This window comes from Pacificoceanicola onchidii (assembly GCF_004804335.1).
Classification (GTDB): domain Bacteria; phylum Pseudomonadota; class Alphaproteobacteria; order Rhodobacterales; family Rhodobacteraceae; genus Pacificoceanicola; species Pacificoceanicola onchidii.
In genome coordinates, this window is sequence record NZ_SRXY01000001.1 from 682304 (window position 1) to 708977 (window position 26674).

Here is a 26674-nt window from a genome sequence, read left to right on the forward strand (position 1 = left end):
GTCTTACGCCTCCGATGCCGCAGCAGCGGCCTTTTCGTTCAGGATCGTCTTCACACGGGCAACGTCACGGCGAACCGTACGCATACGTGCAGTGTTTTCCACTTGGCCGGTGGCCTGCTGGAAACGCAGGTTAAAGGCCTCTTTCTTCAATTGGACAAGATCTTCCCGGAGCTGGTCCGGGGTCTTGTCACGGAGTTCCTGGGCGTTCATGCGCCTTTTCCTTCTATCAACATCACCGGCTGGCCCCGCCCTGTATCGAATCGGATGGGTCACCAAGAGTCCGGTGGAGTCCGTGAATGAGCGGCTCCTATAGACCTCATTCACCTGTCTGGCAAGCGAATAACCGGCCCCGTCGCGCGAATGCTCTCCCATAGCGAAAAGCCCTGTCCAGCAAAGCACTTTCCTAAGTCCTTCGAAGGGGGGGGCGATGCGTTTTTTCGGCCCTGCTCGCCATCCACTTCCCGTGGACAAGGCAACGGCAGGAAACAAGCCCGTCTCAGCACCTGCACAGCTTTTGGGCGAAGGTGCGTCTCTGTCACAAACCAGGCCTGTATCCCCCCCTGTCAGCCGTCTCACCTTGGAGTTGATCCTGACGGTGTCTTTCTTGACCGTGCCATCGCTCCACACACATCTAGGGGACGTTCCATGCCCTACAAAACCGTTTGCATAGTCGGGACAAAAAGAGCCTGACCTGCGGCACGTCGGATAACGTGTGCACCACTTTTGCGAAAGCCATGGTTCGAACGCGCGGACCAACACCCTGTGTATACTGCCAAAAATGACGTGAGGCGTGCATTTTTCCCCTGTCATTGTTAAGATTGGTTAGGCAACGACCAGTTTGTCACTGCAGATGGCTAAAGGCTTCCAATGACTGTTCTGCCTGATTGGCATGCTATCGAAATCGCACAGGACTTGTTGGAACGAAGCGGCAAGTCCTATTTCGAAAACGATTTCGATCTTTTCCGGTCCTGCTTCCAAATCCCGCAAGAGTTCGAAACCTTTGGCGGAAAACGGCGGATTTCCACGGTCGAAGAGCTGCGGGCCCTGTTCGACGGCATGCTCAAATACTTCAAGGACAACGGCATCACCGGCTTGCATCGCCGGGTCATCGCTGCGCGTTTTCTGTCTGAGGACTCGATCCAGTCCACGCATGAAGCCCAGTTCATCACGGACAAAGCCCAAATTGGCTCGCCCTACCCGGTCATGTCGATCCTCGAAAAGCGGGGCACGGATTGGAAGGTGGTCAGAGGGTCCTATGCCCTGTTAAAAGATCCCGGGCACGAGCTGGCCTTCAATGTCGGCACTGTTATTGAACCGGGCTAGGATCCGGATTAGCCTGCGCCTTCGGAGCAAGCAGGTCTTTCAAAAAGCCGCCTCTCAGAGCATCAGGATGAACCACACCCAACTGAGCCGGTGTATCCTTCAGCCCAAGGATACGGGCAATGGCGAACCGGTGCGCCCCGCCACCGCCGCGCAGACAGGTCCCATCCCGCCCGACATGTACCAGGATACCGCCGTGTTCGCGCCGAAAACCATCGGGCAGTTCGGCTTTGGTCAATAGACGCCCACGTTGTCGGGTTTCTCGATAGAGCTCATCAAGCGCTGCATAGCGCGCTGTCAGAGCTTCAATCGTATCACAGTCGTCCGGGCGACCGCCCGCTGCGATCTCTTCTGACAGGCGTTTGAACACAGGCGTGTCGCCCCATTCGGCGCCCTGCTCCCACCGCATTCGGCAACTCACTAGCTTCATATTCTGTTCGACATCGATCCGGTCCAGATCCCAGTCACCGGGAAGAACCGAACCACTGTAATGCCGCCGAAACCGCTTGGGGTACGTTGTTCTGGCAAGGGTGAAGTTCACCGCCGACGCATCAACGAAAATCGCACTGTCAGAGCGCGGTGCGTCCGCGCCGTAACGCAGCGCATACCAAAAGTCCCGCAACACCTTTTGCGGGACATGCGCCTCGATGGCACGGTGAAGGTATGAACGAGGACGGGTCTGGGGCACGTCGATAGCCTGATAATGAAAGCCGAGGGCCTCGCGCGGGACGTCACTCCCACTTGTAGTTGAAGCTCACCGAAATCCGGTTGTCGTCTTCCGCCATGTTAAGCGGAACTTCGTGGCGCAGCCAGCTTTCCCAAAGCAGAACTTCACCGGGCTTGGTTGCCTCGTAGACAAAGGCCTTGAGCTCTTCCCGGCATCCTTTTCGCCGGGTCGGCGCCGCCATCATCATGGCAAGACGGGGATCCTCGATCTTGAGCGCTGCGGCGCCCTCGGGCATGGCAACATAGGTCGTCCCGGAAATGACCGAATGCGGGTGAATGTGGCTGGAGTGCGTGCCGCCGGGAGGCAGGATGTTGATCCAGAGATCCTCCAGAACCAGTTTCCGATCGGCCAGTTCAAACTCCAGATCCTCGGCAAATGCGGCCACATGCACGTCCAGCGCCTTGACCAGGTCACCGAAGATCGGGAAGCGCCAGGGCAGATCCGTCAGGGACGCATAAGATGTGTAGCCGGGATAGCCCTGTTCTTCGCACCATTCTTGTCCCGCCTCGTCGTCTTCGGCGATGGAATAGCAGGATGCCTCCAACTCCGACGTGTCGATCCGGGGATCGAACTCGGACAGGTCGGCACGGTACAGGCGGGTCGCAAAGAGTGAACGTATCTGTGACATGGACGTGCTTCTACCCGTCAATTCCGGATAGCGGAACCAGTATCTGGTCTGAATCTATCCCAGTCGGCAGCAGGCAGCCTCTCTTGCACACCGCATCAGACGTAGATCTCCGGGGACGGGCTGAGAAACACGGCGGATGCCAGATCGTCGCTATCCAGAAACGCCCGAGGATGCCCAGTGCCCTCAAAGCGAGCACGGGACCGCGGATCTGCGTCGATGCTGATGACGGCCTCATTGTCCAAAACGATCTTCAGGTGGTCTTTGGCGAATTCGGCATTGATGATCGTCGCGCCCACCATGCGCTCCAGAGCCAGTTGATCGTTGCCGTCCAGTATCCACGGGCGCTTTTCCTTCGGGCCATCAAACGGCCGACCATCCAGAACAAGCCACATGGCGGCAAGATGGATTGGAACGACAAGCCATTCCCCCCCGAGATCCAAACCGAAAAAACCGTACCCACCCATACCGTAGGAGCCCAGATTGTTCTGCATGTTCTCGATGCGCCGCCCGCAAATCTTCGCTGCGGTCGCCACCTGATGTTCAAGGGGCATCAACTCATAATCCCCGAACATCCCGCCCTGGCGAGCCTCCGGCAACGGCCGATCCAGATCCGGTATCTGGAAATCTCCCCGAACAATTGGGGACGCGGCCGGGAGTGTTTCCAGAAACTTTCGGGTTTCATGCGCCATGGCGCGCTTCGCGAGTGGATTGCCGCGAGCCGCCGCGTTCACAACCGCAAGGACAAGTTTTTGGCGCAGAGTGGAAAACATGGTCCCTCGGGTCTCGATTTGGGACAGCTTAGTCTCTCTCTCCAAAAGAAAAAGCCCCCACCGCATTGCGGCAGGGGCTTTCGAGATTTTCGGACGACGAAGACTTACCAGTCTTCGCGTACCACCACGCGGGTTTTGACCGGCAGTTTCATGGCCGCAAGGCGCAGAGCTTCGCGTGCGATATCTTCGGCAACGCCGTCGATTTCGAACATCACGCGGCCCGGCTTGACCTTGCAGGTCCAGCGGTCAACGGAACCCTTACCTTTACCCATACGAACTTCGATGGGCTTGGCGGTCACGGGGGTGTCCGGGAAGATGCGGATCCAGACACGACCCTGACGCTTCATGTGACGCGTCATGGCACGACGGGCTGCTTCGATCTGACGTGCGGTCACACGTTCCGGCTGGGTGGCCTTGAGGCCGTATGTGCCGAAGTTCAGATCGGAACCGCCTTTGGCAAGGCCTTTGATCCGGCCTTTGTGCATCTTGCGGAATTTAGTACGCTTTGGCTGAAGCATTTCTCAGTTCTCCCTTAGCGACGGCCGCCGGCGCCACGCGGGGCCGGACCGTCCTGGAGTTCCTGTGCCTTGCGGTCACGCGCGGACGGGTCATGTTCCATGATCTCACCTTTGAAGATCCAGACCTTGATCCCGATGATGCCGTAAGGCGTGGTCGCCTCGACATTTGCGTAATCGATATCGGCACGCAGAGTGTGAAGCGGCACACGGCCCTCACGGTACCATTCGGTACGCGCGATTTCCGCACCACCCAGACGACCAGCGACGTTCACCCGGATACCCAGGGCGCCCATTCGCATTGCGTTCTGCACGGCACGTTTCATGGCACGGCGGAACGACACACGGCGCTCGAGCTGCTGAGCGATGGACTCGCCAACCAGCTGGGCGTCGAGTTCCGGCTTGCGCACTTCGACGATGTTCAGGTGCAGTTCGCTGTCGGTCATCTTTGCGAGCTTCTTGCGAAGCACTTCGATGTCCGCGCCTTTCTTGCCGATGATCACGCCCGGACGCGCAGTGTGAATGGTCACACGGCACTTCTTGTGGGGGCGCTCGATGATCACGCGGGCAACACCGGCCTGCTTGCACTCATCCTGGATGAACTCGCGGATCGCGATGTCTTCCAGCAGGAGATCACCATAGTCCTTGGTGTCGGCGTACCAGCGGCTGTCCCAGGTGCGGTTCACCTGAAGGCGCATGCCGATCGGATTGGTCTTGTTACCCATTAGGCTTGCTCCTCAACCTGACGCACCTTGATGGTGAGTTCCGAGAACGGCTTGTTGATGCGACCGAAACGACCACGCGCCCGCGGGCGACCGCGCTTCATGATCAGGTTCTTGCCAACAAAGGCCTCCGCGACGACGAGCTCGTCAACGTCCAGACCGTGGTTGTTCTCGGCATTGGCGATAGCGGACTGAAGGCACTTCTTCACGTCAACCGCGATCCGCTTCTTGGAGAAGGTCAGGTCCGTGAGGGCCTTGTCCACCTTCTTGCCACGGATCAGCTGAGCCACGAGGTTCAGCTTCTGCGGGCTGGTGCGCAGCATGCGCAGCTTTGCCATCGCTTCGTTGTCCGCCACGCGGCGGGGATTCTTATCCTTGCCCATGGCTTACTTCCTCTTGGCTTTCTTGTCGGCAGCGTGACCGTAGTAGGTACGGGTCGGGCTGTATTCGCCGAACTTCTGACCGATCATGTCCTCAGTCACGTTGACCGGGATGTGCTTCTGGCCGTTGTAGACGCCAAACGTCAGACCCACGAACTGGGGCAGGATCGTCGAGCGGCGGGACCAGATCTTGATAACTTCGTTACGGCCGGATTCGCGTGCCGCTTCTGCCTTCTTGAGGACATAAGCGTCAACGAACGGACCTTTCCATACAGAGCGCGACATATCTTAGCGACCCTTCTTCTTGGCGTGACGCGAGCGGATGATCAGCTTCTGCGACGCCTTGTTGGTGTTGCGGGTGCGCTTGCCCTTGGTCGGCTTGCCCCAAGGTGTCACAGGGTGACGACCACCGGAGGTCCGGCCTTCACCACCACCATGGGGGTGGTCGATCGGGTTCATGACAACACCGCGAACGCTCGGGCGGATGCCCTTGTGGCGCATGCGGCCCGCTTTACCGTAGTTCTGGTTCGAGTTGTCCGGGTTCGAGACCGCGCCAACCGTTGCCATGCACTCCTGACGCACGAGGCGCAGTTCGCCCGAAGACAGGCGGATCTGAGCGTAGCCACCGTCACGGCCGACGAACTGGGCATAGGTGCCCGCGGCGCGTGCGATCTGACCACCCTTGCCGGGCTTCAGTTCGATGTTGTGCACGATTGTACCGATCGGGAGGCCCGAGAACGGCATCGCGTTGCCCGGCTTCACGTCGGCCTTGGCCGATGCGACGATGCGGTCGCCGATGGCGAGACGCTGGGGCGCGAGGATGTAGGCCTGTTCGCCGTCGTCATACTGAACGAGCGCGATGAAGGCGGTACGGTTGGGGTCATATTCGATGCGGGCCACGGTGGCTGCAACGTCGAATTTGTTCCGCTTGAAGTCCACGATGCGGTAGAGGCGCTTTGCCCCGCCGCCTTTGCGACGCATCGTGATCCGTCCGGTGTTGTTACGTCCGCCCTTTTTGGTCAGACCCTCGGTGAGGGCCTTGACAGGACGACCTTTCCACAGCTCCGAACGGTCGATCAGTACCAGCCCGCGCTGGCCCGGCGTCGTCGGTTTGTACGACTTGAGTGCCATGCTTTCTGTCTTCCGTTTGCATGCGCGCCCCTTGCGAGACGCTATGTGTGAGGCAGGTTCGCTGCCCCTGAGTATAGGCCCCCGAAGGTGCCCGGTGGATATGTCTGCTTGGCCCGAAGGCTTTGTCAGAACAACAGCAAAGCCCCGGAACGAATCCCGGGGCAGTGCAGATGGGGTCTACTAGGGGTTTGCGGGGGTGGGGTCAAGGCCAGCGGCCAAAAACATGTGACGTCAAAATCAGTGCACGTAAATGCCGTTTAGGACCAAAACCAGCGAAGCTCTATAGGGCGCAATATCAAAGGTCGCTGTCAGATCGGACCACTTGCCGTCCAAAGGTAGGTCAAACCAAATTTCGCCGAAGGTGCCACCTCCGCAAGGCTCATCGAACCAATCAACTTCTGCACATGGGCTTGTTCCCGTGGCTTTATCCAACGAGGTAACCCAGTGCCTTTTGTCGCCCCAATAGTCCTCAAATGGCGTCCCGTACCCATTGATACACTCCCTTATCAGATCGGGCGACCATTCATGGTAAGGGTCATGCGCTGTTAGCGCATAGGCGTCTTGAAACCTGCGTGCCGCCAAAAGGTCAGCCCAATGGCGGACAACCTGCAATAAAGTTTCGGAATCCACAGTCTTTGTGAAAAGGACTGTTTTATCTGAGATGAGTAACTGGGGCATTCGGACGCCGTTTCGGAATGTGAGACTCCATTGAAAATCGCGTACGGATTAAGAACAATGCGTCTTTACGATTTTTTGGCGCCTTGCGATCCCCCAAACCACCTCCAAACGGTCACGCTTTAAGTCCCATGCCACAACCAAAGTCGACAAAGAAAACACCTCCGAAAATCGCCCCCTCCCAGACGATCACACACCTGTGAAGGACACGACAGTCAATCGACTTACCTCCAAATCGAAGAGGGCGAAATAGGGAGACACGCCAATGACCACGATATCACGCCGCAATCTACTCGCCGCGGGAGCTGCTTTGCCGCTTGCCGGGCTGGCCTCAACCGCGCGCGCCGAAGCGCCCATGATGGGGGCCAGTTTTGCGCGTCATCGCCGTTTCATGATCGGTGGCTTCGAAGTCACGACGATCCTCGCCGGAACGAGACCACGTGAGAACCCGCAAGGCATTTTCGGCATGAACGTGTCTGCCGATGAGTTTGCCGCCGTCAGCGAGGCGAACTTCCTGTCGACCGCAGCGTCTCAGTTCTTCTTCACCCCGACTCTGGTCAACACGGGATCCGAACTGATCCTCTTTGACACCGGCTTGAATGCAGACGCCACAGGGGGCGCTCTTCAGTCGGCTGGGTACAGCCCGGATCAGGTTGATGTGGTTGTCCTGACCCATATGCATGGCGACCACATCGGCGGCATGATGAAAGACGGCGCGCCGACCTTTGCGAATGCGCGCTATGTGGCCGGGCAAGCGGAGTACGATCACTGGGCCGGGCAGGAAAACGAGCGTTTCGAAGCCAATGTGCGCCCTATGGCCGAGAAGATGTCCTTCATCGGAGACGGTGGCGATGTGACCGGTGGGATTACCGGCATGGCCGCCTTTGGGCACACGCCGGGGCATATGGTTTACCGGCTTGAAAGCGCGGGTCAGGGGCTCGTGATCTTTGCCGACCTCGCCAACCACCCGGTCTGGTCCCTGGCGCGCCCGGATTGGGAAGTGCGCTTTGACGCCGACAAGGAAGCCGCCGCCGCGAGCCGCCGTAAGGTGCTGGGCATGATCGCCGCAGACCGAGTGCCGGCTATTGGCTACCACATGCCCTTCCCCGCCGTGGGATACGTCGCGCCGGGCGGCGACGATGCCGAATTCCGCTGGGTGCCCGAGGCGGGACAACTGATGGGGTAAACAAAAAACCCGGCTCTGATCCAGAGCCGGGTTTCTTTTTGCATAGGTCGGGGCAAGCCCCGCCCAAAGCCGTTACAGGCCGGTCGACACGTCGATCGTGTTGCCCTCTTCGAGGGTCACATAGGCCTTTTTCACGTCTTTCCGCTTGCCCATCTGGCCGCGGAAGCGCTTGACCTTGCCTTTGGTGATCGTGGTGTTCACAGCTTTGACCTTCACACCAAAGAGCGCCTCAACGGCCTCCTTGATCTGCGGCTTGTTGCTGTCGATCGCCACTTCGAAGACCACCGCGCCGTTCTCGGACGCCATGGTGGATTTCTCGGTGATGATCGGCTTGCGGATCACGTCGTAATGCGTTGCGTTAGCACTCATTTCAGTCGAGCCTCCAGAGCTTCGACACCCGCCTTCGTGAGCACGAGCGTGTCACGCTTGAGGATGTCATAGACGTTTGCGCCCATGCTGGGCAGCACGTCCAGACCTTCGATGTTGCGGGCAGCGGCGGCAAAGCCTTCGTTGACCGAAGCACCGTCGATAACCAGAGCGCGCTTCCAGCCGAGGCTTTTCACCTGCTTGGCCAGAGCCGAAGTCTTGGCTTCGGTTTCCGCGTTCTCGATGATCACCAGCGCGCCTGCTTTCGCCTTGGCGGACAGAGCGTGCTTGAGACCAAGTGCGCGCACCTTCTTGGGAAGGTCATGCGCGTGGCTACGCGGGGTCGGGCCCTTGTAGATACCACCCTTGCGGAAGATGGGCGCCTTGCGGGAGCCGTGGCGTGCGCCGCCGGTGCCCTTCTGGCGATAGATCTTCTTGGTGGAGTAGGACACTTCCGAGCGCGTCTTGACCTTGTGCGTGCCAGCCTGCGCCTTGTTGCGCTGCCAGCGAACCACGCGGTGCAGAATGTCTGCGCGCGGCTCGAGATCAAAGATCTCATCGGTCAGGTCGACGGAGCCTGCGGCTGCGCCATCAAGCTTGATAACGTCGAGTTTCATGCCTCGCCTCCTTCTTCAGCGGGCGCCTCAGCCGCGGGGGCTTCGGATGCCTTCAGACCGGCGGGCAGAACGGCGTTCTCGGGGAACGGCTTCTTGACCGCGTCCTTCACGGTGACCCAGCCACCCTTGGAACCCGGAACCGCGCCTTTGATCATGATCAGGCCGCGATCTGCGTCGGTCTTGACGACCTGCAGGTTCTGCGTGGTGACGCGGACAGCACCCATGTGGCCGGCCATTTTCTTGCCCTTGAACACCTTGCCCGGGTCCTGACACTGACCTGTCGAACCGTGGGAACGGTGGGAGATGGACACACCGTGTGTCGCACGAAGACCACCGAAGTTGTGGCGCTTCATAGCACCGGCAAAACCTTTACCGATGGTGGTGCCCGCAACGTCAACGTACTGACCTTCGAAGTAGTGATCAGCGGAGAGCTCTTCGCCCACTGCGATCAGCGCTTCCTCGTCCACGCGGAACTCGGCAACCTTGCGCTTGGGCTCAACCTTTGCCGCAGCAAAGTGACCACGCATGGCTTTCGAGGTGTTCTTGGCTTTTGCGGTACCCGCGCCCAGCTGAACGGCGGTGTAGCCGTGCTGGTCGTTGGTCCGTTGAGACACCACCTGCAGCTTGTCCAGCTGAAGAACGGTGACGGGGATCTGCTTGCCGTCTTCCATGAAGAGACGGGTCATGCCGATCTTTTTTGCAATAACGCCGGAGCGCAACATAACGGTGCCCTCCTTATACTTTGATCTCGACGTCCACGCCTGCGGCGAGGTCGAGCTTCATCAGCGCGTCAACGGTCTGCGGTGTCGGGTCAACGATGTCGAGCATACGCTTGTGCGTCCGGATCTCGAACTGGTCACGCGACTTCTTGTTGACGTGGGGACCACGCAGAACGGTGAATTTTTCGATCTTGTTCGGCAGCGGGATCGGGCCACGAACGGTGGCGCCGGTGCGCTTGGCGGTGTTGACGATTTCCTGGGTGCTGGCGTCCAGCACGCGGTAATCAAACGCCTTGAGCCGGATACGGATGTTCTGGTTCATTGAACATTCCTATTTTGGCATTGAGGTTGAGAGGAGGACCCGCGACCACCGCAAACCCTCGTCGAACCTAAAAGGCGGGGAATCACCCCGCCTCACACGATCCATTGATCGTTGCGCGCGTATAGGAGGTTTGAGGGGAGGTGGCAAGGGGGTGTTGGTGTCTAACGTCGTTAGTTTCGACGCAGCGTCCCTATGCATCGAATCTGTCAAATGTCCTCATTCATTTTCCGGTCTCTTTTTCAGCTCCAAGCCGAGGATTCCCAGGGCCAATAGCAATAAATGATTGGCCGTCCGGGGGAGGGTCATCTTCAAATGAACGCCAAAGACTTGGTGGTAGCTGCGCCGCCTCGCACAGATCGCATCTTTTCAGTTTCACCCAATCTGCACGATGGTAAAGTCTGAGCACCATACAAACCGTAGCATTTTCAAAGCGGAAGCGCGGATCTTTGGTATCATAGCCCGCATCTTTGGGAAGATCGGACTTCAAGGTTGAGCAATATCCGCGAACTTGTTCGTCGCAAAAGCTCATTCCGTGTTTCTTGTGAGCGAACAAGTTACGCACCTTTCTGAGCAACATGATTTCTGCGAACTCAAAGTCGTTAATCAAACCGAGAGCGAAGCAGGCATGAAGCCGCGACGAAACACTTCCGAGGGGAGCGTTTCCATCATCCAGCAAATACTTTGTTGATTTCGTTTCACGAAAAAAGGCACGGAGAGTTTCGAGTAGCAATTCGTCAATTAGTCCTAAAGCAACCAGAGGTAGGCCTCGGTCGCTTTCTCTCCTAATTTCTTGCACAAATGCGGCAATATCTTCTGCGGTCGTCAACAGCATCGAATGCCCCCTTCAATAGTTAGACCCTTCTAACAAATTCTTTTCTAAGTAACACAAACGAGAAAAGGGCGCCCCGTTAGGGACGCCCTTCTTTTTCTTCAACCGAGTGGCTCTCGACAGAGTTTTCGTTGAAAACTCGTCTGGCGCCACCGGACAGCGTTTTTAGAAAAACGCGTCCAGATTACTCGATGATTTTCGCAACAACGCCGGAACCCACGGTGCGGCCGCCTTCGCGGATCGCGAAGCGGAGGCCGTCTTCCATGGCGATCGGAGCGATCAGCTCAACGCCGAACTTCAGGTTGTCGCCCGGCATAACCATTTCGGTGCCCTCGGGCAGCTGAACCGTGCCGGTCACGTCCGTCGTGCGGAAGTAGAACTGCGGACGGTAGTTCGCGAAGAACGGCGTGTGACGGCCACCTTCTTCCTTGGTCAGGATGTAGACCTCGGCTTCGAACTTGGTATGCGGGTTCACGGAGCCCGGCTTGCAGAGAACCTGACCACGCTCAACGCCGTCACGGTCAACGCCGCGCAGCAGCGCGCCGATGTTGTCGCCTGCTTCACCGCGGTCGAGCAGCTTGCGGAACATTTCAACGCCGGTGCAGGTGGTTTTCGAGGTGTCGCGGATACCCACGATCTCGATCTCGTCACCCACGTTGATCACGCCACGCTCAACACGGCCGGTCACAACGGTACCGCGGCCGGAGATCGAGAACACGTCTTCGATCGGCATCAGGAACGGCTGGTCAACAGCGCGCTCGGGCTGCGGGATGTACTCATCCACAGCTGCCATCAGTTCCTTGATCTTGTCTTCGCCGATCGCGTTGTCACGGCCTTCCATGGCTGCCAGAGCGGAGCCTGCAACGATCGGAATATCGTCGCCCGGGAAGTCGTACTCGGACAGCAGTTCGCGTACTTCCATTTCGACGAGCTCGAGCAGCTCTTCGTCGTCGACCTGGTCAACTTTGTTCAGGAACACGACCATGGCGGGGATACCCACCTGGCGGCCGAGCAGGATGTGCTCACGGGTCTGCGGCATCGGGCCGTCAGCGGCGTTCACAACGAGGATCGCGCCGTCCATCTGCGCGGCACCGGTGATCATGTTCTTCACATAGTCAGCGTGGCCGGGGCAGTCGACGTGTGCGTAGTGACGTGCTTCGGTTTCGTACTCGACGTGTGCGGTCGAGATGGTGATGCCACGGGCTTTCTCTTCCGGTGCGCCGTCGATCTGATCGTAGGCTTTGAAGTCACCGAAGTACTTCGTGATCGCCGCCGTCAGCGTCGTCTTGCCGTGGTCAACGTGACCAATCGTGCCGATGTTGCAGTGCGGCTTGCCGCGTTCAAACTTTTCCTTTGCCATTGTATTGGCTCCCTAAGATTTTTGGTGGGCGGTGGACCAAAGGCTCACCCTACAGTGGTGGGTAGGGCGGGGTCATCCCCGCCATCCCGTTTATGCGTATTTGGCCTGGATCTCGTCAGAGATGTTCTGCGGAACCGGGTCGTAGTGGTCGAACTGCATCGTGAACTGCGCGCGGCCCGAGGACATGGAGCGCAGGGTGTTGATGTAGCCGAACATGTTGGCCAGCGGAACAAAGGCGTTGATCGCCACGGCGTTGCCGCGCGGCTCCTGACCGGACACCTGACCACGACGGGAGGTGAGGTCACCGATGATGCCACCGGTGTACTCTTCCGGCGTGATCACTTCGACTTTCATCATCGGCTCGAGCAGTTTCGCGCCAGCTTTGCGCATGCCTTCACGCATACACATACGGGCTGCGATCTCGAACGCCAGAACGCTGGAGTCCACGTCGTGGAACTTACCGTCGATCAGGGCAACCTTGAAGTCGATCACGGGGAAGCCAGCCAGCGGGCCGCTGTCCATAACCGATTTCACACCCTTTTCAACACCGGGGATGTATTCCTTCGGAACAGCACCACCAACGATGCGGCTTTCGAAGGAGTAACCTTCGCCCGGCTCTGTCGGGGAGATGATCATCTTCACTTCGCCGAACTGACCCGAACCACCCGACTGTTTCTTGTGGGTGTAGGTGTGTTCAACTTCGTGACCGATGGTCTCACGATAGGCCACCTGCGGCGCACCGATGTTGGCCTCAACCTTGAATTCCCGCTTGAGACGGTCAACCAGGATATCCAGGTGAAGTTCGCCCATGCCCTTCATGATGGTCTGACCGGACTCGAGGTCGGTCTCCACGCGGAAGGACGGGTCTTCTGCGGCCAGACGGGCCAGACCCTGGGACATCTTCTCCTGGTCGCCCTTGGTCTTGGGCTCAACCGCGATCTCGATAACCGGATCGGGGAAGGTCATGGTTTCCAGAACAACCGGATCCTTGGCGTCACACAGGGTGTCACCGGTGGTGGTGTCCTTCAGGCCGCCAAGCGCGATGATATCGCCGGCAAATGCCTCTTCGATCTCTTCGCGGTTGTTGGAGTGCATCATCATCATACGGCCAACACGCTCTTTCTTCTCCTTGGTGGAGTTGAGCATGGAGTCGCCCTTGTTGAGCTGACCGGAGTAGATCCGCACAAATGTCAGCGAGCCCACGAAGGGGTCGTTCATGATTTTGAAGGCCAGGCCCGAGAACGCCATGTCGTCGTCCGCACGGCGGGCGATGTTACGCTCTTCGGTTTCGTCACCCGGTGCAAAGCCCATGTAGTCGACCACGTCCAGCGGGCTGGGCAGGTAATCGATCACGGCATTGAGCAGCGGCTGAACACCTTTGTTTTTGAACGCGGAACCACCCAGAACCGGAACGAACGACATGTTCAGCGTGCCGATGCGCAGCAGTTTGCGCAGGGTCTCAACATCGGGTTCGTTGCCTTCGAGATACGCTTCCATCGCGTCGTCGTCTTGCTCGACGGCGGCTTCGATCATCTTCTCGCGCCACTCGGTGGCCATGTCCTGAAGGCTCTCGCGGATCGGGGCCTTGACCCAGGACGCGCCCAGATCTTCACCCTGCCAGAGCCACTCTTCCATGGTCACGAGGTCAACAAGACCTTCGAGCTCGTTCTCTGCGCCGATCGGAACACCAACCGGGATCGCGCGAGCGCCAGTGCGGTCTTCGATCATGTTGACGCAGTTGAAGAAGTCCGCGCCGATCTTGTCCATCTTGTTGACGAACACCATGCGCGGAACCTTGTAGCGGTCAGCCTGACGCCACACGGTTTCGGTTTGCGGCTCAACACCGGCGTTGGCGTCGAGAACACACACGGCACCGTCGAGAACCGCCAGCGAACGCTCGACTTCGATGGTGAAGTCAACGTGGCCGGGGGTGTCGATGATGTTCAGGCGGTGCTTTTCGGAATCGGCGGTTTTGCCATCTTCGGTGCGCTCCCAGAACGTGGTCGTCGCAGCGGAAGTGATGGTGATACCGCGTTCCTGCTCCTGCTCCATCCAGTCCATGGTGGCTGCACCATCGTGCACCTCACCGATGTTGTGGGATTTGCCGGTGTAGAAAAGGATACGCTCGGAGCAGGTGGTTTTACCTGCATCGATGTGCGCCATGATACCGAAGTTGCGGTACCGGTCGAGGGGATAATCACGTGCCATTGGCTTGGAACCTTCCGGAGTTTACCAGCGGTAATGGCTGAACGCTTTGTTCGCGTCGGCCATTTTGTGGGTGTCTTCGCGCTTCTTAACGGCTGCGCCACGCGATTGCACTGCGTCAAGGAGTTCGCCGGCGAGGCGCTCTTCCATGGTGTTCTCGTTGCGGGCGCGGGATGCGGTGATGAGCCAGCGGATCGCCAGAGCTTCGCGACGCTCAGGGCGCACTTCGACGGGCACCTGGTAGGTGGCGCCACCAACACGGCGGGAGCGAACCTCAACCGACGGCTTGATGTTGTCGAGCGCTTCGTGGAACAGTTCCACAGGTGCGCGCTTCACTTTCGTCTCGACGCGGTCGAGGGCGTTGTAGACGATTTTCTCGGCGGTGGATTTCTTACCGTCGAGCATCAGGTTGTTCATGAATTTTGTCAGAACGCGATCACCATACTTGGCGTCGGGCAGAACTTCGCGCTTCTCAGCGGCGTGACGACGTGACATCGGCGTCTCCTTTTATCTTGGTCTCTTCGCGCCCCGGACCTGATCCAGGGCCTCATCGGTGGAGGTCCCGGATCAGGTCCGGGACGCGGGTCACATTACTTGGGACGCTTCGCGCCGTACTTGGAGCGACGCTGCTTCCGGTCCTTGACGCCTTGGGTATCCAGAACACCGCGGAGGATGTGGTAACGGACACCCGGAAGGTCTTTCACACGGCCGCCACGGATCAGGACAACGGAGTGTTCCTGAAGGTTGTGGCTTTCACCGGGGATGTAGGAGATCACCTCAAAGCCGTTGGTCAGACGGACCTTGGCCACTTTACGCATAGCCGAGTTCGGCTTCTTCGGCGTGGTGGTGTAGACGCGGGTGCAAACACCACGCTTCTGGGGGCACTGCTCGAGGTGCTGGGACTTGGAGCGTTTGATTTTGGGCTGACGCGGCTTGCGGATCAGCTGTTGGATCGTGGGCATTCGGACTTTCCCCGTGCTTTCACATATGTGACGCCGGGGCTGGCCCGACGAGGTTTTGATATGGCGCCCTGCGCGTCCGCAGATCACCTCGAATTTGACGTTCGCTACAGGTCTGCAACGAACAAAGGCCGCTTCGCTCCCATTCCGAGGTGAACGATGCGGCGGGTTCTCAGAGGATCGGGGCAGTTAAGTCGCCCGGATCTTGACCACTAGACTTTTGAATGCGGCATTGGGGAGACCCCCAGCCGGATGGGGGGCGTATACGGAGAGTCGCCCCCCCTGTCAACCGCATGTTCCCGTTGCGCGCAAATGGGGGCAATGCAATGCTTTAGCCACGAATTTTCAGTTCGGTCCAGCGGGGATTTTCTCATGCAGACTATCGGCTTTTGCCGCTTTTCCTACCCGGCCGAGGGCGGCTTTCAGGTGGAACATGAAAGCATCCGGGATCGCATGGCCTACCTGTGGTCCGATGCGCGAATGACCGAGCGGTTTCGGCACTTCGAGGCCATCTGTCTGCCCGGCCTGAAGGCACAAACCGATCCTGACTTCACCTTTGTCATCCTCATTGGCGAAGAGATGCCCGAGCACTGGATTGCCCGCCTGTTGGAGTTGGTCCAGGACTTCCCCCAGGCCCGGATCGAGGCGCGCCCCCCCGGCCCTCATCGAAAAGTCTGCCAGTCCGTCATGAACAGTGTCCGCGATATGGATCAACCTTGTTTGCAATTCCGCCATGATGACGATGATGCCGTCGCGGTCGATTTTGTCGCCCATTTGAAGCAAGCCGCACAAGATTGTGCCTCCCTGGTCTCGCAACACAGGCTTGTCGGCTTTGATTGGAACCGAGGCTATGTGGCGCGTCCAGATGCGGGCGGACTTTGCGCCGATCCCAACGTCACCCCCTATTGGGGTGTTGCCCAAGGCATGTCCGTGGCGGCCGGCGTCCGTCAGACGATCCTGAACTTCGGGCACAACAAGATCAATCAGTTCATGCCGACCGTGACCTTCACCGCACCCGAGATGTTCGTGCGCGGCCACAACGACCACAACGACTCCCGGCAAAAGAAACATGTAAAACCGGTCGCCCTGCCCCGGCTGGATACACAGGGCGAGGCTCTGTTCCGCGACCGCTTTGCAATCGATGCGGATCAGGTCCGGCGCGTCTTTGCCTGACGGGCCTGCAACCGCATTTCGCGCCAGAGCGTGTAGAGCCCGGTACAAACGATAATCGCAGCGCCGATTAATGCGATGGGCGCGGGCAGTTCCGCGAACACCAGATAACCGAGGATCAGCGACAGAACGAGGCTGGTGTACCGGAACGGCGCTATGAACCCAACTTCGCCTACGCGCATGACCATGACACTGAAACTGTAGCCGCCGATAATGAACAGGCTTGCCCCGGCGAGAAGGCCTGTGTTTGCCGCCGTCAGCGGAACCCAATCCTGACCTAACGACCAAAGGGAGGCAAAGATCAAAACACCCGCCGAGGTGGCGAAGGTGACTGTCAGGGATGGCACTGCACGGGACAAGGGGCGGGTGACGAGATCGCGCAGAGTTACGCTCGCAACCGCCGCAAGAGCGGACAGGGAATGAATGTTGAACCCTTCCGTCCCCGGCCGAACGATCAGCAACATCCCGAAGAAACCCACCCCGATCGCACACCACCTCCGCCAGCCCACCGGCTCGTTGAAGAAAACCGCGCTACCGAGAGTGATTGTCAGCGGCAGCATCTGCAAAAGCGCCGAGACGTTGGCGATGGGCATGTTGAACAAGGCTGTGAAGAAAAACACGGCCGCAAGAACTTCGGCGATGGCGCGCAGAAGAACGAGGGCCTTGTCCTTTTGTGGGAAATCCAGGTGCAACGCCCCTGCCCGCCAAGCCAGAATGCCGATGAACAGGGTCGAGACCACGCCGCGCAGCGTCAGCAGCTGCGACAAAGGCATGCTTGTGCCGATTCCCTTCACGCAAATGTCGCCAAGCGTGAAGGCGGTCATCGAAGCGACCATCAGCAAAGCGCCGCGAGCATTGTCCGAGAGTTGGGTCATGCCCGACGCTTAGCAAGCGGCCAAGGCGGCGGCCATGCCATTTGCGACGCCATGGGTCGAAAACAAAAAACGCCCCGGCCTCATGGGTCGGGGCGTTCTGATTTTCTGGCTTAGAGCCGTTTGGCGATCACTCGCGGCTTTCCGGCGTGTCGACGATCAGCGTGTCGAACTCGTCGCCACCCACGATGTCTTCCGCCACCGGCTCCGGCGCGGCAAGGGCCGCTGCGGCCTCTGCCTCTTCACGGCGCGCTTCGATGACAACGTTGTCACGCTGCTGCGCGATGTGGCGCATCTCCTGCGTCGCACCACCGGTGCCCGCCGGGATCAGACGGCCCACGATGACGTTCTCCTTGAGACCGATCAGCGTGTCCTTCTTGCCCTGCACGGAGGCTTCGGTCAGCACGCGCGTGGTTTCCTGGAAGGACGCCGCGGAGATGAACGAACGGGTCTGCAACGACGCCTTGGTGATACCAAGCAGGATCGGCTCACCCTTCGCCGGACGGCCACCCTTCTTCTCGGCTTTCTCGTTGGCCTGATCGAACTCGATCTTGTCAACGTGTTCGCCTTTGAGAAGCGTGGTGTCACCGGACTCCAGGATCTCCCACTTCTGCAGCATCTGACGGACGATCACCTCAACGTGCTTGTCGTTGATCTTCACGCCCTGCAGTCGGTACACGTCCTGCACTTCGTCAATCATGTAGTTGGCCAGAGCCTCGATCCCCATGATCGACAGAATGTCGTGCGGGGCCGGGTTGCCGTCCATGATGTAGTCGCCCTTCGAGATGAAGTCGCCTTCACCAACCGGGATGTGCTTGCCTTTCGGGATCATGTACTCGCGCGGCTCGAGGTTCTCATCCGAGGGCTCGATGGAAATGCGGCGCTTGTTCTTGTAGTCCTTCCCGAAGCGGACGTAACCGTCGATCTCGGCGATGATCGCGTGGTCCTTCGGACGACGCGCCTCGAAGAGTTCGGCAACACGCGGCAGACCACCGGTGATGTCCTTCGTCTTCGCACCTTCACGCGGGATACGCGCAACAACGTCACCGGCTTTGACCTCCTGGCCATCTTCACAGGACAGAATAGCGTCCACGGACATGGTGTAGGTGATCGGATTGCCCGCATCGTTGCGCACCGGCTCGCCATCGGCACCCATGAGGATGATTTCCGGCTTGAGCTCGTTGCCCTTCGGAGCCGCACGCCAGTCGATCACGATCTTCTGGGTCATGCCTGTCGCGTCGTCCGTTTCTTCGCGCACGGCGAGGCCGTTCACGAGGTCCACGTGCTTGGCGATACCGTCTTTCTCGGCGATGATCGGCAGCGTGTAGGGGTCCCACTCGTAGAGTTTGTCGCCGCGAGCAACGGTGTCGCCCTCTTTGACAAACAGCTTCGAGCCGTAGCCCATCTTGTGCGATGCCAGTTCTTCGTCCTGATCGGACATGATCATCACGGTCATGTTCCGGTTCATGACGATCAGCTCACCAGCGGCATTGGTGATCGTGCCCGGGTTTGCGAAGACGATCTTACCGTTCTGGCTGGCTTCCTGGAAGGAACGCGAGGAACCCTGCGCAACGCCGCCCATGTGGAACGTCCGCATGGTCAGCTGCGTGCCCGGTTCACCGATCGACTGCGCCGCGATGATGCCGACGGCTTCACCGACGTTCACCTTCGTACCACGCGCAAGGTCACGGCCGTAGCAGGTGGCGCAAACGCCTTCTTCCGCTTCACAGGTCAGCGGCGAGCGGATGCGCATGGACTGCACAGCGGCGTCCTCGATCGCGTCAGCCATACGCTCGTCGATGAGCTGACCTTCGCGCACCAGCACGGTTTCGGTGCCCGGAATGAGCACGTCATCCGCAGCCACACGGCCCAGCACACGTTCACCGATGGTTGCCACAACCTCACCGTCGTTCACAGCCGCCTCGGCAGTGATCGCACGCTCGGTTCCGCAATCATCCATACGCACGATGCAGTCCTGCGCAACGTCAACAAGACGACGGGTCAGGTAACCGGAGTTCGCGGTTTTCAAGGCGGTGTCGGACAGACCCTTACGGGCGCCGTGGGTCGAGTTGAAGTACTCGAGAACGGTCAGACCTTCCTTGAAGTTCGAGATGATCGGCGTCTCGATGATGTCGCCGTTCGGCTTCGCCATCAGGCCGCGCATCCCGCCCAGCTGCTTCATCTGCGTAACCGAGCCACGCGCACCGGAGTGGGCCATCATGTAAACCGAGTTCGGTTCCATTTCCGAGCCGTCTTCAGCACGCTGTTCCGACGAGATGGTGGACATCATCGCCTCAGTGACCTTGTCGTTACACTTCGACCAGGCGTCGACAACCTTGTTGTACTTTTCGCCCTGGGTGATCAGGCCGTCCATGTACTGCTGTTCGAAGTCCTTCACCTGATCACGGGTGTCTTCCACGATCGGCCATTTGCTTTCGGGGATGACCATGTCGTCCTTGCCGAAGGAAATGCCCGCCTTGAAGGCTTCGCGGAAGCCCATGGTCATGATCTGATCACAGAAAATGACGGACTCTTTCTGACCGCAGTAACGGTAGACAGTGTCGATGACGCGCTGAACGTCTTTCTTCCGCAGAAGCTGGTTTACCAGATCAAACGGCGCCTTGGCGTTCATCGGCAGCAGGCTGCCCAGACGGACGCGGCCCGGCGTGGTTTCAAACCGCTTGATGACTTCGTTGCCTTCGTCGTCGATCTGCTTGATCCGGGCTTCGATCTTGGCGTGCAGATGCACTTCACCGGCGGTCAGAGCGTGTTCCACTTCCTCGATGGAGGAGAAGATCATGCCCTCACCTTTCATGCCTTCACGCATGATGGTGACGTAGTAGAGACCAAGGATCATATCCTGCGACGGAACGATGATCGGCGAGCCGTTGGCAGGCGACAGAACGTTGTTCGTCGACATCATCAGAACGCGCGCTTCGAGCTGGGCCTCAAGGCTCAGCGGCACGTGAACAGCCATCTGGTCACCGTCGAAGTCCGCGTTGAACGCCGAACACACCAGCGGGTGCAGCTGGATGGCCTTGCCTTCGATCAGCGTGGGTTCGAACGCCTGAATGCCAAGACGGTGCAGCGTCGGCGCACGGTTCAGCATGACCGGGTGTTCGCGGATCACCTCGTCGAGGATATCCCAAACTTCCGGGCGCTCTTTTTCAACCAGCTTCTTAGCCTGCTTCACTGTGCTGGACAGGCCTTTGGCCTCCAAACGCGAGTAGATGAAGGGCTTGAAGAGCTCCAACGCCATCTTCTTGGGCAAGCCGCACTGATGCAGCTTGAGCTCGGGGCCGGTCACAATGACCGAACGGCCGGAGAAGTCGACGCGCTTACCCAAAAGGTTCTGACGGAAGCGACCCTGCTTGCCTTTGAGCATGTCGGACAGCGATTTCAGCGGGCGCTTGTTAGCACCGGTGATCACGCGGCCACGGCGGCCGTTGTCGAACAGCGCGTCTACGGATTCCTGAAGCATCCGCTTTTCGTTGCGGACGATGATGTCCGGCGCGCGCAGCTCGATGAGGCGCTTGAGGCGGTTGTTCCGGTTGATCACGCGGCGGTACAGGTCGTTCAAGTCGGAGGTCGCAAAGCGGCCACCGTCCAGCGGCACCAGCGGGCGCAGTTCCGGCGGGATGACCGGTACAACGGTCAGAATCATCCACTCCGGGCGATTGCCGGACTCGAGGAAGCTCTCAACCACCTTCAGGCGCTTGATGATCTTCTTCGGCTTCAGCTCGCCAGTGGCTTCCTTGAGGTCCGCGCGCAGGTTTTCTGCTTCGGATTCAAGGTCGATCGCCGCCAGCATCTCGCGGATCGCTTCGGCGCCGATGTTGGCGGTGAAGGCGTCCATGCCATACTGATCCTGCGCGTCGAGGAACTCTTCCTCGGTCATCATCTGACCATAGGTAAGGTCCGTCAGACCAGGCTCGATCACCACGTAGTTCTCGAAGTAGAGAACCCGCTCAAGATCGCGCAGGGTCATGTCCAGCATCAGGCCGATGCGGGACGGCAGCGACTTGAGGAACCAGATGTGGGCGCAGGGCGCGGCCAGCTCAATGTGGCCCATACGCTCGCGGCGCACTTTCTGGAGGGTGACTTCGACACCGCACTTTTCGCAGACGACGCCGCGATATTTCATGCGCTTATACTTGCCGCAAAGGCATTCGTAATCCTTGATCGGGCCAAAGATACGCGCGCAGAACAGGCCGTCACGCTCAGGCTTGAACGTACGGTAGTTGATGGTTTCCGGCTTCTTGATTTCGCCGAAGGACCACGAAAGGATCCGTTCCGGGCTCGCCAGAGAGACTTTGATTTCATCAAAGGTCTTGATCGGGGCAACCGGGTTGAACGGGTTGTTGGTCAGTTCCTGGTTCATGTATTCCTCACAAATTCAGAGGGAAGCGGGGGAGAGCGAAGAGAGCTAAATTTCGGCGACGAAATTTGAACAAATCGTCGCCGACTTTTGCGCGTTATTCCGCGTCTTCCTCCTCCGCATCCAGGAGTTCCATGTTGAGGCCGAGGCCGCGCACTTCTTTGACAAGAACGTTGAACGATTCCGGCACGCCGGCTTCGAAGTTGTCCTCGCCCTTGACGATCGACTCGTAGACTTTCGTCCGGCCAGCCACGTCGTCCGACTTCACCGTCAGCATCTCCTGCAGGGTGTAGGCGGCGCCGTAGGCTTCCAGAGCCCAGACTTCCATCTCACCGAAGCGCTGACCACCGAACTGCGCCTTACCACCCAGCGGCTGCTGTGTGACGAGCGAGTACGGACCGGTCGAACGGGCGTGGATCTTGTCGTCCACAAGGTGGTGCAGTTTGAGCAGGTACTTCACACCTACGGTGACCTTCCGGCTGAACTGATCGCCCGTGCGGCCATCGTACAGCGTGGACTGACCCGAGGTGTCAAAGCCTGCACGCACCAGCGCGTCATTGACGTCCGCTTCCTTCGCCCCGTCAAAGACCGGGGTCGCAATCGGAACGCCGCGCGTGACATTGGACGCCGCTTCAACAAGCGCATCCTCGTCCAGACCCTGCAGGCCCTCTTCGTAAGCCTCATCGCCGTAGGCAATGCGCATAGCTTCGCGAACCGGGGTCAGATCGCCAGTGCGGCGATAGTCCTGCAGCGCCTCGTCAATCTCGATCCCGAGACCGCGTGCGGCCCAACCCATGTGGGTTTCAAGGATCTGACCGACGTTCATACGCGACGGAACACCCAGCGGGTTCAGACAGAAATCAACCGGCGTGCCGTCGGCGAGGAACGGCATGTCCTCGACAGGCACAACGCGGGAGATAACACCCTTGTTCCCGTGACGACCGGCCATCTTGTCGCCCGGCTGAAGCTTGCGCTTCACGGCGATGAAGACTTTGACCATCTTCATCACGCCAGGGGGCAGATCGTCGCCGCGGCGGACTTTCTCGACTTTGTCCTCGAAACGGGCGTCAAGCGCACGCTTCTGGATCTCGTACTGCTCGTGCAGGGCCTCGACGTGCTTGGCGTCCTCTTCCTCACCCAGAGCAAGCTGCCACCACTGACCACGGGTCAGGGTTTCGAGAAGCTCTTCGTTGATTTCGGAGTTCGACTTGACGCCTTTCGGGCCTTTCACGGCAACCTTGCCGAGGATCATGCCTTTGAGACGCGCGTAGATGTTGCGGTCAAGGATCGCCAGCTCGTCGTCGCGGTCGCGCGCGAGGCTTTCGATCTCTTCACGCTCGATCTGCAGAGCCCGCTCGTCTTTTTCCACACCGTGGCGGTTGAAGACGCGCACTTCGACGATCGTGCCGTAGTCACCCGGCTTCACGCGAAGCGAGGTGTCGCGCACGTCAGAGGCTTTCTCACCGAAGATGGCGCGGAGGAGTTTCTCTTCCGGCGTCATCGGGCTCTCGCCCTTCGGAGTGATCTTGCCAACCAGAATGTCGCCCGGCTCCACGTCCGCACCGATATACACGATGCCCGCCTCGTCGAGGTTGCGCAGGGCTTCCTCACCGACGTTCGGGATGTCGCGGGTGATCTCTTCCGGCCCAAGCTTGGTGTCGCGCGCCGCCACTTCGAATTCTTCGATGTGAACGGAGGTGAACACGTCATCCTTGGCGATGCGCTCGGAGATCAGGATGGAGTCTTCGTAGTTGTAACCATTCCAAGGCATGAAGGCGACGATGACGTTCTTGCCGAGCGCCAGTTCCCCCATGTCGGTGGACGGACCATCCGCGATAACCTCACCCTTCGTGACCGTGTCACCCACCTTCACCAGAGGCTTCTGGTTGATGCAGGTGTTCTGGTTCGAGCGCTGGAACTTGCGCATGCGGTAGATGTCCACACCCGCGTCGCCCAGTTCGAGGTCTTCGGTGGCCCGGATCACGATACGCTGCGCATCGACCTGGTCGATGATGCCCGCGCGCTTGGCCATGACGGCCGCGCCGGAATCGCGAGCAACCACTTCCTCAATGCCGGTACCAACGAGCGGCGCTTCGGCGCGCAGGGTCGGAACCGCCTGACGTTGCATGTTCGAACCCATAAGAGCGCGGTTGGCGTCGTCATTTTCAAGGAACGGGATCAGCGAGGCCGCAACCGAGACCAACTGCTTGGGCGAGACGTCGATCAGATCGACGCTGTCGCTCGGCGCAAGCGTGTAATCGCCGGATTGACGGGTGCTGACCAGATCGTTGGTGAAACGGCCATCGGCGTCGAGGGAGGCGTTTGCCTGCGCCACGGTGTGACGCATTTCCTCGGTCGCGGACATGTAATGCACTTCGTCCGTCACCTTGCGGTCCTTGACCACACGATACGGTGTTTCGATGAAGCCGTACTTGTTCACGCGCGCAAAGGTCGCGAGGCTGTTGATCAGACCGATGTTCGGCCCTTCCGGCGTTTCAATCGGACACATGCGGCCGTAGTGCGTCGGGTGCACGTCGCGCACCTCGAAGCCCGCACGTTCGCGTGTCAGACCGCCCGGCCCAAGCGCCGAAAGGCGACGCTTGTGCGTCACTTCGGAAAGCGGGTTGGTCTGGTCCATGAACTGCGACAGCTGCGAAGAACCAAAGAATTCACGCACGGCGGCAGCAGCCGGCTTCGCGTTGATCAGATCCTGAGGCATGACCGTGTCGATCTCGACGGAGGACATACGCTCCTTGATCGCGCGCTCCATACGCAGGAGGCCCACGCGGTACTGGTTTTCCATCAGCTCGCCCACGGAGCGGACACGGCGGTTGCCAAGGTGGTCGATGTCGTCCACGTCACCGCGGCCGTCACGCAGATCCACCAGCGCCTTGATGCACTGAACGATATCGTCGCGGTCGAGCGTGCGCTGGGTGTCTTCTTTCTCAAGCGCGAGACGCATGTTCATCTTCACGCGGCCCACGGCGGAAAGATCGTAACGCTCGCTGTCGAAGAACAGCGTGTCGAACAGAGCGGAGGCCGCTTCAACGGTGGGCGGCTCACCCGGACGCATGACACGGTAGATGTCCATGAGCGCAGTGTCGCGACCCATGTTCTTGTCCTGCGCCATGGTGTTGCGCATGTAGGGGCCGACATTGATGTTGTCGATGTCGAGAACCGGGATCTCGGTGATGCCCGCATCCAGCAGCTCTTTCAGAGCGCCGCCGGTCACGTCGCCGTCCTTATCCACTTCCCAAGTCAGCTCATCACCGGCTTCGACATAGATCGCGCCGTTTTCTTCGTTGATGATGTCCTTGGCAGCAAACTTGCCGACGATGCCTTCAAACGGCACCAGCAGGCTTGTGACCTTGCCTTCGTCGATCAGTTTCTTGACCGCGCGGGGTGTGACTTTCTTGCCAGCTTCGGCAATCACTTCACCGCTGTCAGCATCCACGAGATCAAACGCCGGACGGGTGCCGCGCACGCGCTCGGGGAAGAACTTGGTGGCCCAGCCCTCACCTTTTCGCAGCTCGTAGGTCACGGTGTCGTAGTAGGCATCCATGATCGCTTCCTGATCGAGACCCAGCGCATAAAGCAGCGTGGTCACGGGCAGTTTACGGCGACGGTCGATGCGCGCAAAAACGATGTCTTTGGCGTCGAACTCAAAGTCGAGCCAGGAGCCGCGGTAGGGAATGATGCGGCAGGCAAAGAGCAGTTTACCCGAAGAGTGGGTCTTGCCCTTGTCATGGTCAAAGAACACGCCCGGCGAACGGTGCATCTGGGAAACGATGACGCGCTCGGTGCCGTTGACGATAAACGTGCCGTTCGGGGTCATCAAAGGCATGTCGCCCATGAAGACGTCCTGTTCCTTGATGTCCTTGACGGACTTCGCGCCTGTGTCTTCATCGATATCAAACACGATGAGACGCAGGGTAACCTTCAGCGGCGCGCTGTAGGTCATGTCACGCTGCATACATTCTTCTACGTCGTACTTCGGCTTTTCCAGCTCGTAGTCGACGAATTCGAGAATTGCGGTTTCGTTGAAATCCTTGATCGGGAAGACCGACTGAAAGACACCCTTGATGCCTTCCCCATCCATCGGCTTCGGCTGGTCGCCGCTGTCGAGGAAGAGTTTGTAGCTGGATTTCTGAACCTCGATGAGGTTCGGCATTTCAAGCACTTCGCGGATCTTGCCGTAATAGCGGCGAAGACGTTTTTGTCCGAGGAAGCTCTGAGCCATGTAGGGGCCACCCTTTTCTTATCTGAGCCTGAACACACACGCTGTCGGGCCACAGCGGCGCGTCCTGTCAGTGACGACAGTTCCCTTGGTCCATTCTCGACATGCGTCCCACCGCCTGTCTCTCGATCCTGGGTCCTGCCTTGGAAAACACCTCTCTCGGAGGGGCTTGCCAAGCACAGGCGTGTTTCGGACGGGATGTCTGACCGGCGCCGCGCAATCTGAGATTTTCTGGTGAGTGTCTCAAAGATGGGTGCGGCAAATCGGATTTCAATATGTCTAGCGCGCACCTCATAGCCTGAAACAGACAAAAAGCGGCTTCGAATCGCTCGAACCCGCGGGAGACTTCCGAATATTCGGTGAACAGAATGAATGCAACCCCCGCAAAAGCAGAGGGCGCATTTCCTGACGTCAGAATGCCAAACTCCGGCCAAAAGGTCAAGTTGGCCAGCCCAAAAGGTTAATCCACGCGCGCCGAAAAACGCCCAAAAGAACGTCTATTCAAAGGGTTCATTGTCATGATCCTGTGACGTTCGGGCGAAATACATGGCGCATTGACCCTTACGGGTCTGCACCTAGCAACTCT

At 59.1% G+C, this 26674-nt stretch carries 24 protein-coding genes; 3 read left to right on the forward strand and 21 right to left on the reverse strand.

Features of this window, described 5'->3' with window-relative positions; translation table 11 throughout:
* Positions 1–3: 3 nt before the first annotated feature.
* The gene (gene rpmC / locus E4662_RS03310) at positions 4–210 is read right to left on the reverse strand and encodes a 50S ribosomal protein L29 (protein ID WP_136439829.1); all 207 of its coding nucleotides are present in this window, start codon (positions 208–210) and stop codon (positions 4–6) included.
* Positions 211–867: 657 nt separating this feature from the next.
* Here rpmC and E4662_RS03315 point away from each other — a divergent pair.
* Positions 868–1323, forward strand: a complete 456-nt coding sequence (locus tag E4662_RS03315) for a hypothetical protein (protein WP_136439830.1) — start codon at positions 868–870, stop codon at positions 1321–1323.
* Here E4662_RS03315 and E4662_RS03320 read toward each other — a convergent pair.
* From E4662_RS03320 to rplB, 8 genes are all read right to left on the reverse strand, one after another.
* Entirely contained in the window at positions 1307–2008 is a 702-nt protein-coding gene (locus E4662_RS03320; protein ID WP_240705104.1) for a hypothetical protein, read from the reverse strand. The genes E4662_RS03315 and E4662_RS03320 overlap by 17 nt on opposite strands.
* Before the next feature lie 43 nt (positions 2009–2051).
* Entirely contained in the window at positions 2052–2675 is a 624-nt protein-coding gene (locus E4662_RS03325; protein ID WP_136439832.1) for a TIGR02466 family protein, read from the reverse strand.
* 95 nt (positions 2676–2770) lie between these two features.
* Positions 2771–3364 carry a hypothetical protein gene (locus tag E4662_RS03330; protein ID WP_136439833.1) on the reverse strand — a complete coding sequence of 198 codons (594 nt, stop codon included), beginning with the start codon at positions 3362–3364 and terminating at the stop codon, positions 2771–2773.
* Positions 3365–3549: 185 nt separating this feature from the next.
* The gene (rplP, locus tag E4662_RS03335; RefSeq protein ID WP_136439834.1) at positions 3550–3963 is read right to left on the reverse strand and encodes a 50S ribosomal protein L16; all 414 of its coding nucleotides are present in this window, start codon (positions 3961–3963) and stop codon (positions 3550–3552) included.
* Positions 3964–3977: 14 nt separating this feature from the next.
* A complete protein-coding gene (gene rpsC, locus E4662_RS03340) occupies positions 3978–4685 on the reverse strand; it encodes a 30S ribosomal protein S3 (protein WP_136439835.1) in 708 nt (235 codons plus the stop codon).
* On the reverse strand, positions 4685–5065 hold the full coding sequence (gene rplV, locus E4662_RS03345) for a 50S ribosomal protein L22 (protein WP_136439836.1): 381 nt from the start codon (positions 5063–5065) through the stop codon (positions 4685–4687). The genes rpsC and rplV overlap by 1 nt, the downstream gene beginning before the upstream one ends.
* Before the next feature lie 3 nt (positions 5066–5068).
* Positions 5069–5347 carry a 30S ribosomal protein S19 gene (gene rpsS / locus E4662_RS03350; protein ID WP_068348022.1) on the reverse strand — a complete coding sequence of 93 codons (279 nt, stop codon included), beginning with the start codon at positions 5345–5347 and terminating at the stop codon, positions 5069–5071.
* 3 nt (positions 5348–5350) lie between these two features.
* Positions 5351–6193: a 50S ribosomal protein L2 gene (gene rplB / locus E4662_RS03355; RefSeq protein ID WP_136439837.1), complete on the reverse strand. Its 843-nt coding sequence runs from the start codon at positions 6191–6193 to the stop codon at positions 5351–5353.
* Positions 6194–7133: 940 nt separating this feature from the next.
* Here rplB and E4662_RS03365 point away from each other — a divergent pair.
* On the forward strand, positions 7134–8054 hold the full coding sequence (locus E4662_RS03365; RefSeq protein WP_136439839.1) for an MBL fold metallo-hydrolase: 921 nt from the start codon (positions 7134–7136) through the stop codon (positions 8052–8054).
* Positions 8055–8126: 72 nt separating this feature from the next.
* Here E4662_RS03365 and E4662_RS03370 read toward each other — a convergent pair whose 3' ends face one another.
* The 9 genes from E4662_RS03370 to rpsL form a co-directional block, all read right to left on the reverse strand.
* Positions 8127–8423, reverse strand: a complete 297-nt coding sequence (locus E4662_RS03370) for a 50S ribosomal protein L23 (RefSeq protein WP_136439840.1) — start codon at positions 8421–8423, stop codon at positions 8127–8129.
* A complete protein-coding gene (gene rplD / locus E4662_RS03375; RefSeq protein WP_136439841.1) occupies positions 8420–9037 on the reverse strand; it encodes a 50S ribosomal protein L4 in 618 nt (205 codons plus the stop codon). Before rplD ends, E4662_RS03370 begins: the two co-directional genes overlap by 4 nt.
* On the reverse strand, positions 9034–9759 hold the full coding sequence (gene rplC, locus E4662_RS03380) for a 50S ribosomal protein L3 (protein WP_136439842.1): 726 nt from the start codon (positions 9757–9759) through the stop codon (positions 9034–9036). The genes rplD and rplC overlap by 4 nt, the downstream gene beginning before the upstream one ends.
* Positions 9760–9772: 13 nt before the next feature.
* Positions 9773–10078, reverse strand: coding sequence for a 30S ribosomal protein S10 (gene rpsJ, locus E4662_RS03385; RefSeq protein WP_121631216.1), 306 nt, complete (start codon positions 10076–10078; stop codon positions 9773–9775).
* A gap of 220 nt (positions 10079–10298) precedes the next feature.
* Positions 10299–10910, reverse strand: coding sequence for an MltR family transcriptional regulator (locus E4662_RS03390; protein ID WP_136439843.1), 612 nt, complete (start codon positions 10908–10910; stop codon positions 10299–10301).
* 181 nt (positions 10911–11091) lie between these two features.
* On the reverse strand, positions 11092–12267 hold the full coding sequence (gene tuf, locus E4662_RS03395) for an elongation factor Tu (RefSeq protein ID WP_136439844.1): 1176 nt from the start codon (positions 12265–12267) through the stop codon (positions 11092–11094).
* A gap of 90 nt (positions 12268–12357) precedes the next feature.
* The gene (gene fusA / locus E4662_RS03400; RefSeq protein WP_136439845.1) at positions 12358–14475 is read right to left on the reverse strand and encodes an elongation factor G; all 2118 of its coding nucleotides are present in this window, start codon (positions 14473–14475) and stop codon (positions 12358–12360) included.
* A 21-nt stretch (positions 14476–14496) separates the two neighbouring features.
* Positions 14497–14967 carry a 30S ribosomal protein S7 gene (rpsG, locus tag E4662_RS03405; RefSeq protein ID WP_136439846.1) on the reverse strand — a complete coding sequence of 157 codons (471 nt, stop codon included), beginning with the start codon at positions 14965–14967 and terminating at the stop codon, positions 14497–14499.
* 95 nt (positions 14968–15062) lie between these two features.
* Entirely contained in the window at positions 15063–15434 is a 372-nt protein-coding gene (rpsL, locus tag E4662_RS03410; protein WP_009828243.1) for a 30S ribosomal protein S12, read from the reverse strand.
* Between the two features lie 369 nt (positions 15435–15803).
* Between rpsL and E4662_RS03415 the strand changes: the two genes are divergently transcribed.
* Complete coding sequence (locus E4662_RS03415) at positions 15804–16604, forward strand: glycosyltransferase (protein ID WP_136439847.1); 801 nt, start codon at positions 15804–15806, stop codon at positions 16602–16604.
* Here the strand turns inward: E4662_RS03415 and E4662_RS03420 are convergent.
* From E4662_RS03420 to rpoB, 3 genes are all read right to left on the reverse strand, one after another.
* Positions 16580–17476 (reverse strand): DMT family transporter, encoded by an 897-nt coding sequence (locus E4662_RS03420; RefSeq protein WP_136439848.1) that lies wholly within the window; start codon positions 17474–17476, stop codon positions 16580–16582. The two genes, E4662_RS03415 and E4662_RS03420, sit on opposite strands and share 25 nt — an antisense overlap.
* A 127-nt stretch (positions 17477–17603) precedes the next feature.
* Positions 17604–21854, reverse strand: a complete 4251-nt coding sequence (gene rpoC / locus E4662_RS03425; RefSeq protein ID WP_136439849.1) for a DNA-directed RNA polymerase subunit beta' — start codon at positions 21852–21854, stop codon at positions 17604–17606.
* A gap of 94 nt (positions 21855–21948) precedes the next feature.
* Entirely contained in the window at positions 21949–26091 is a 4143-nt protein-coding gene (gene rpoB, locus E4662_RS03430) for a DNA-directed RNA polymerase subunit beta (protein WP_136439850.1), read from the reverse strand.
* Between the last annotated feature and the right edge of the window lie 583 nt (positions 26092–26674).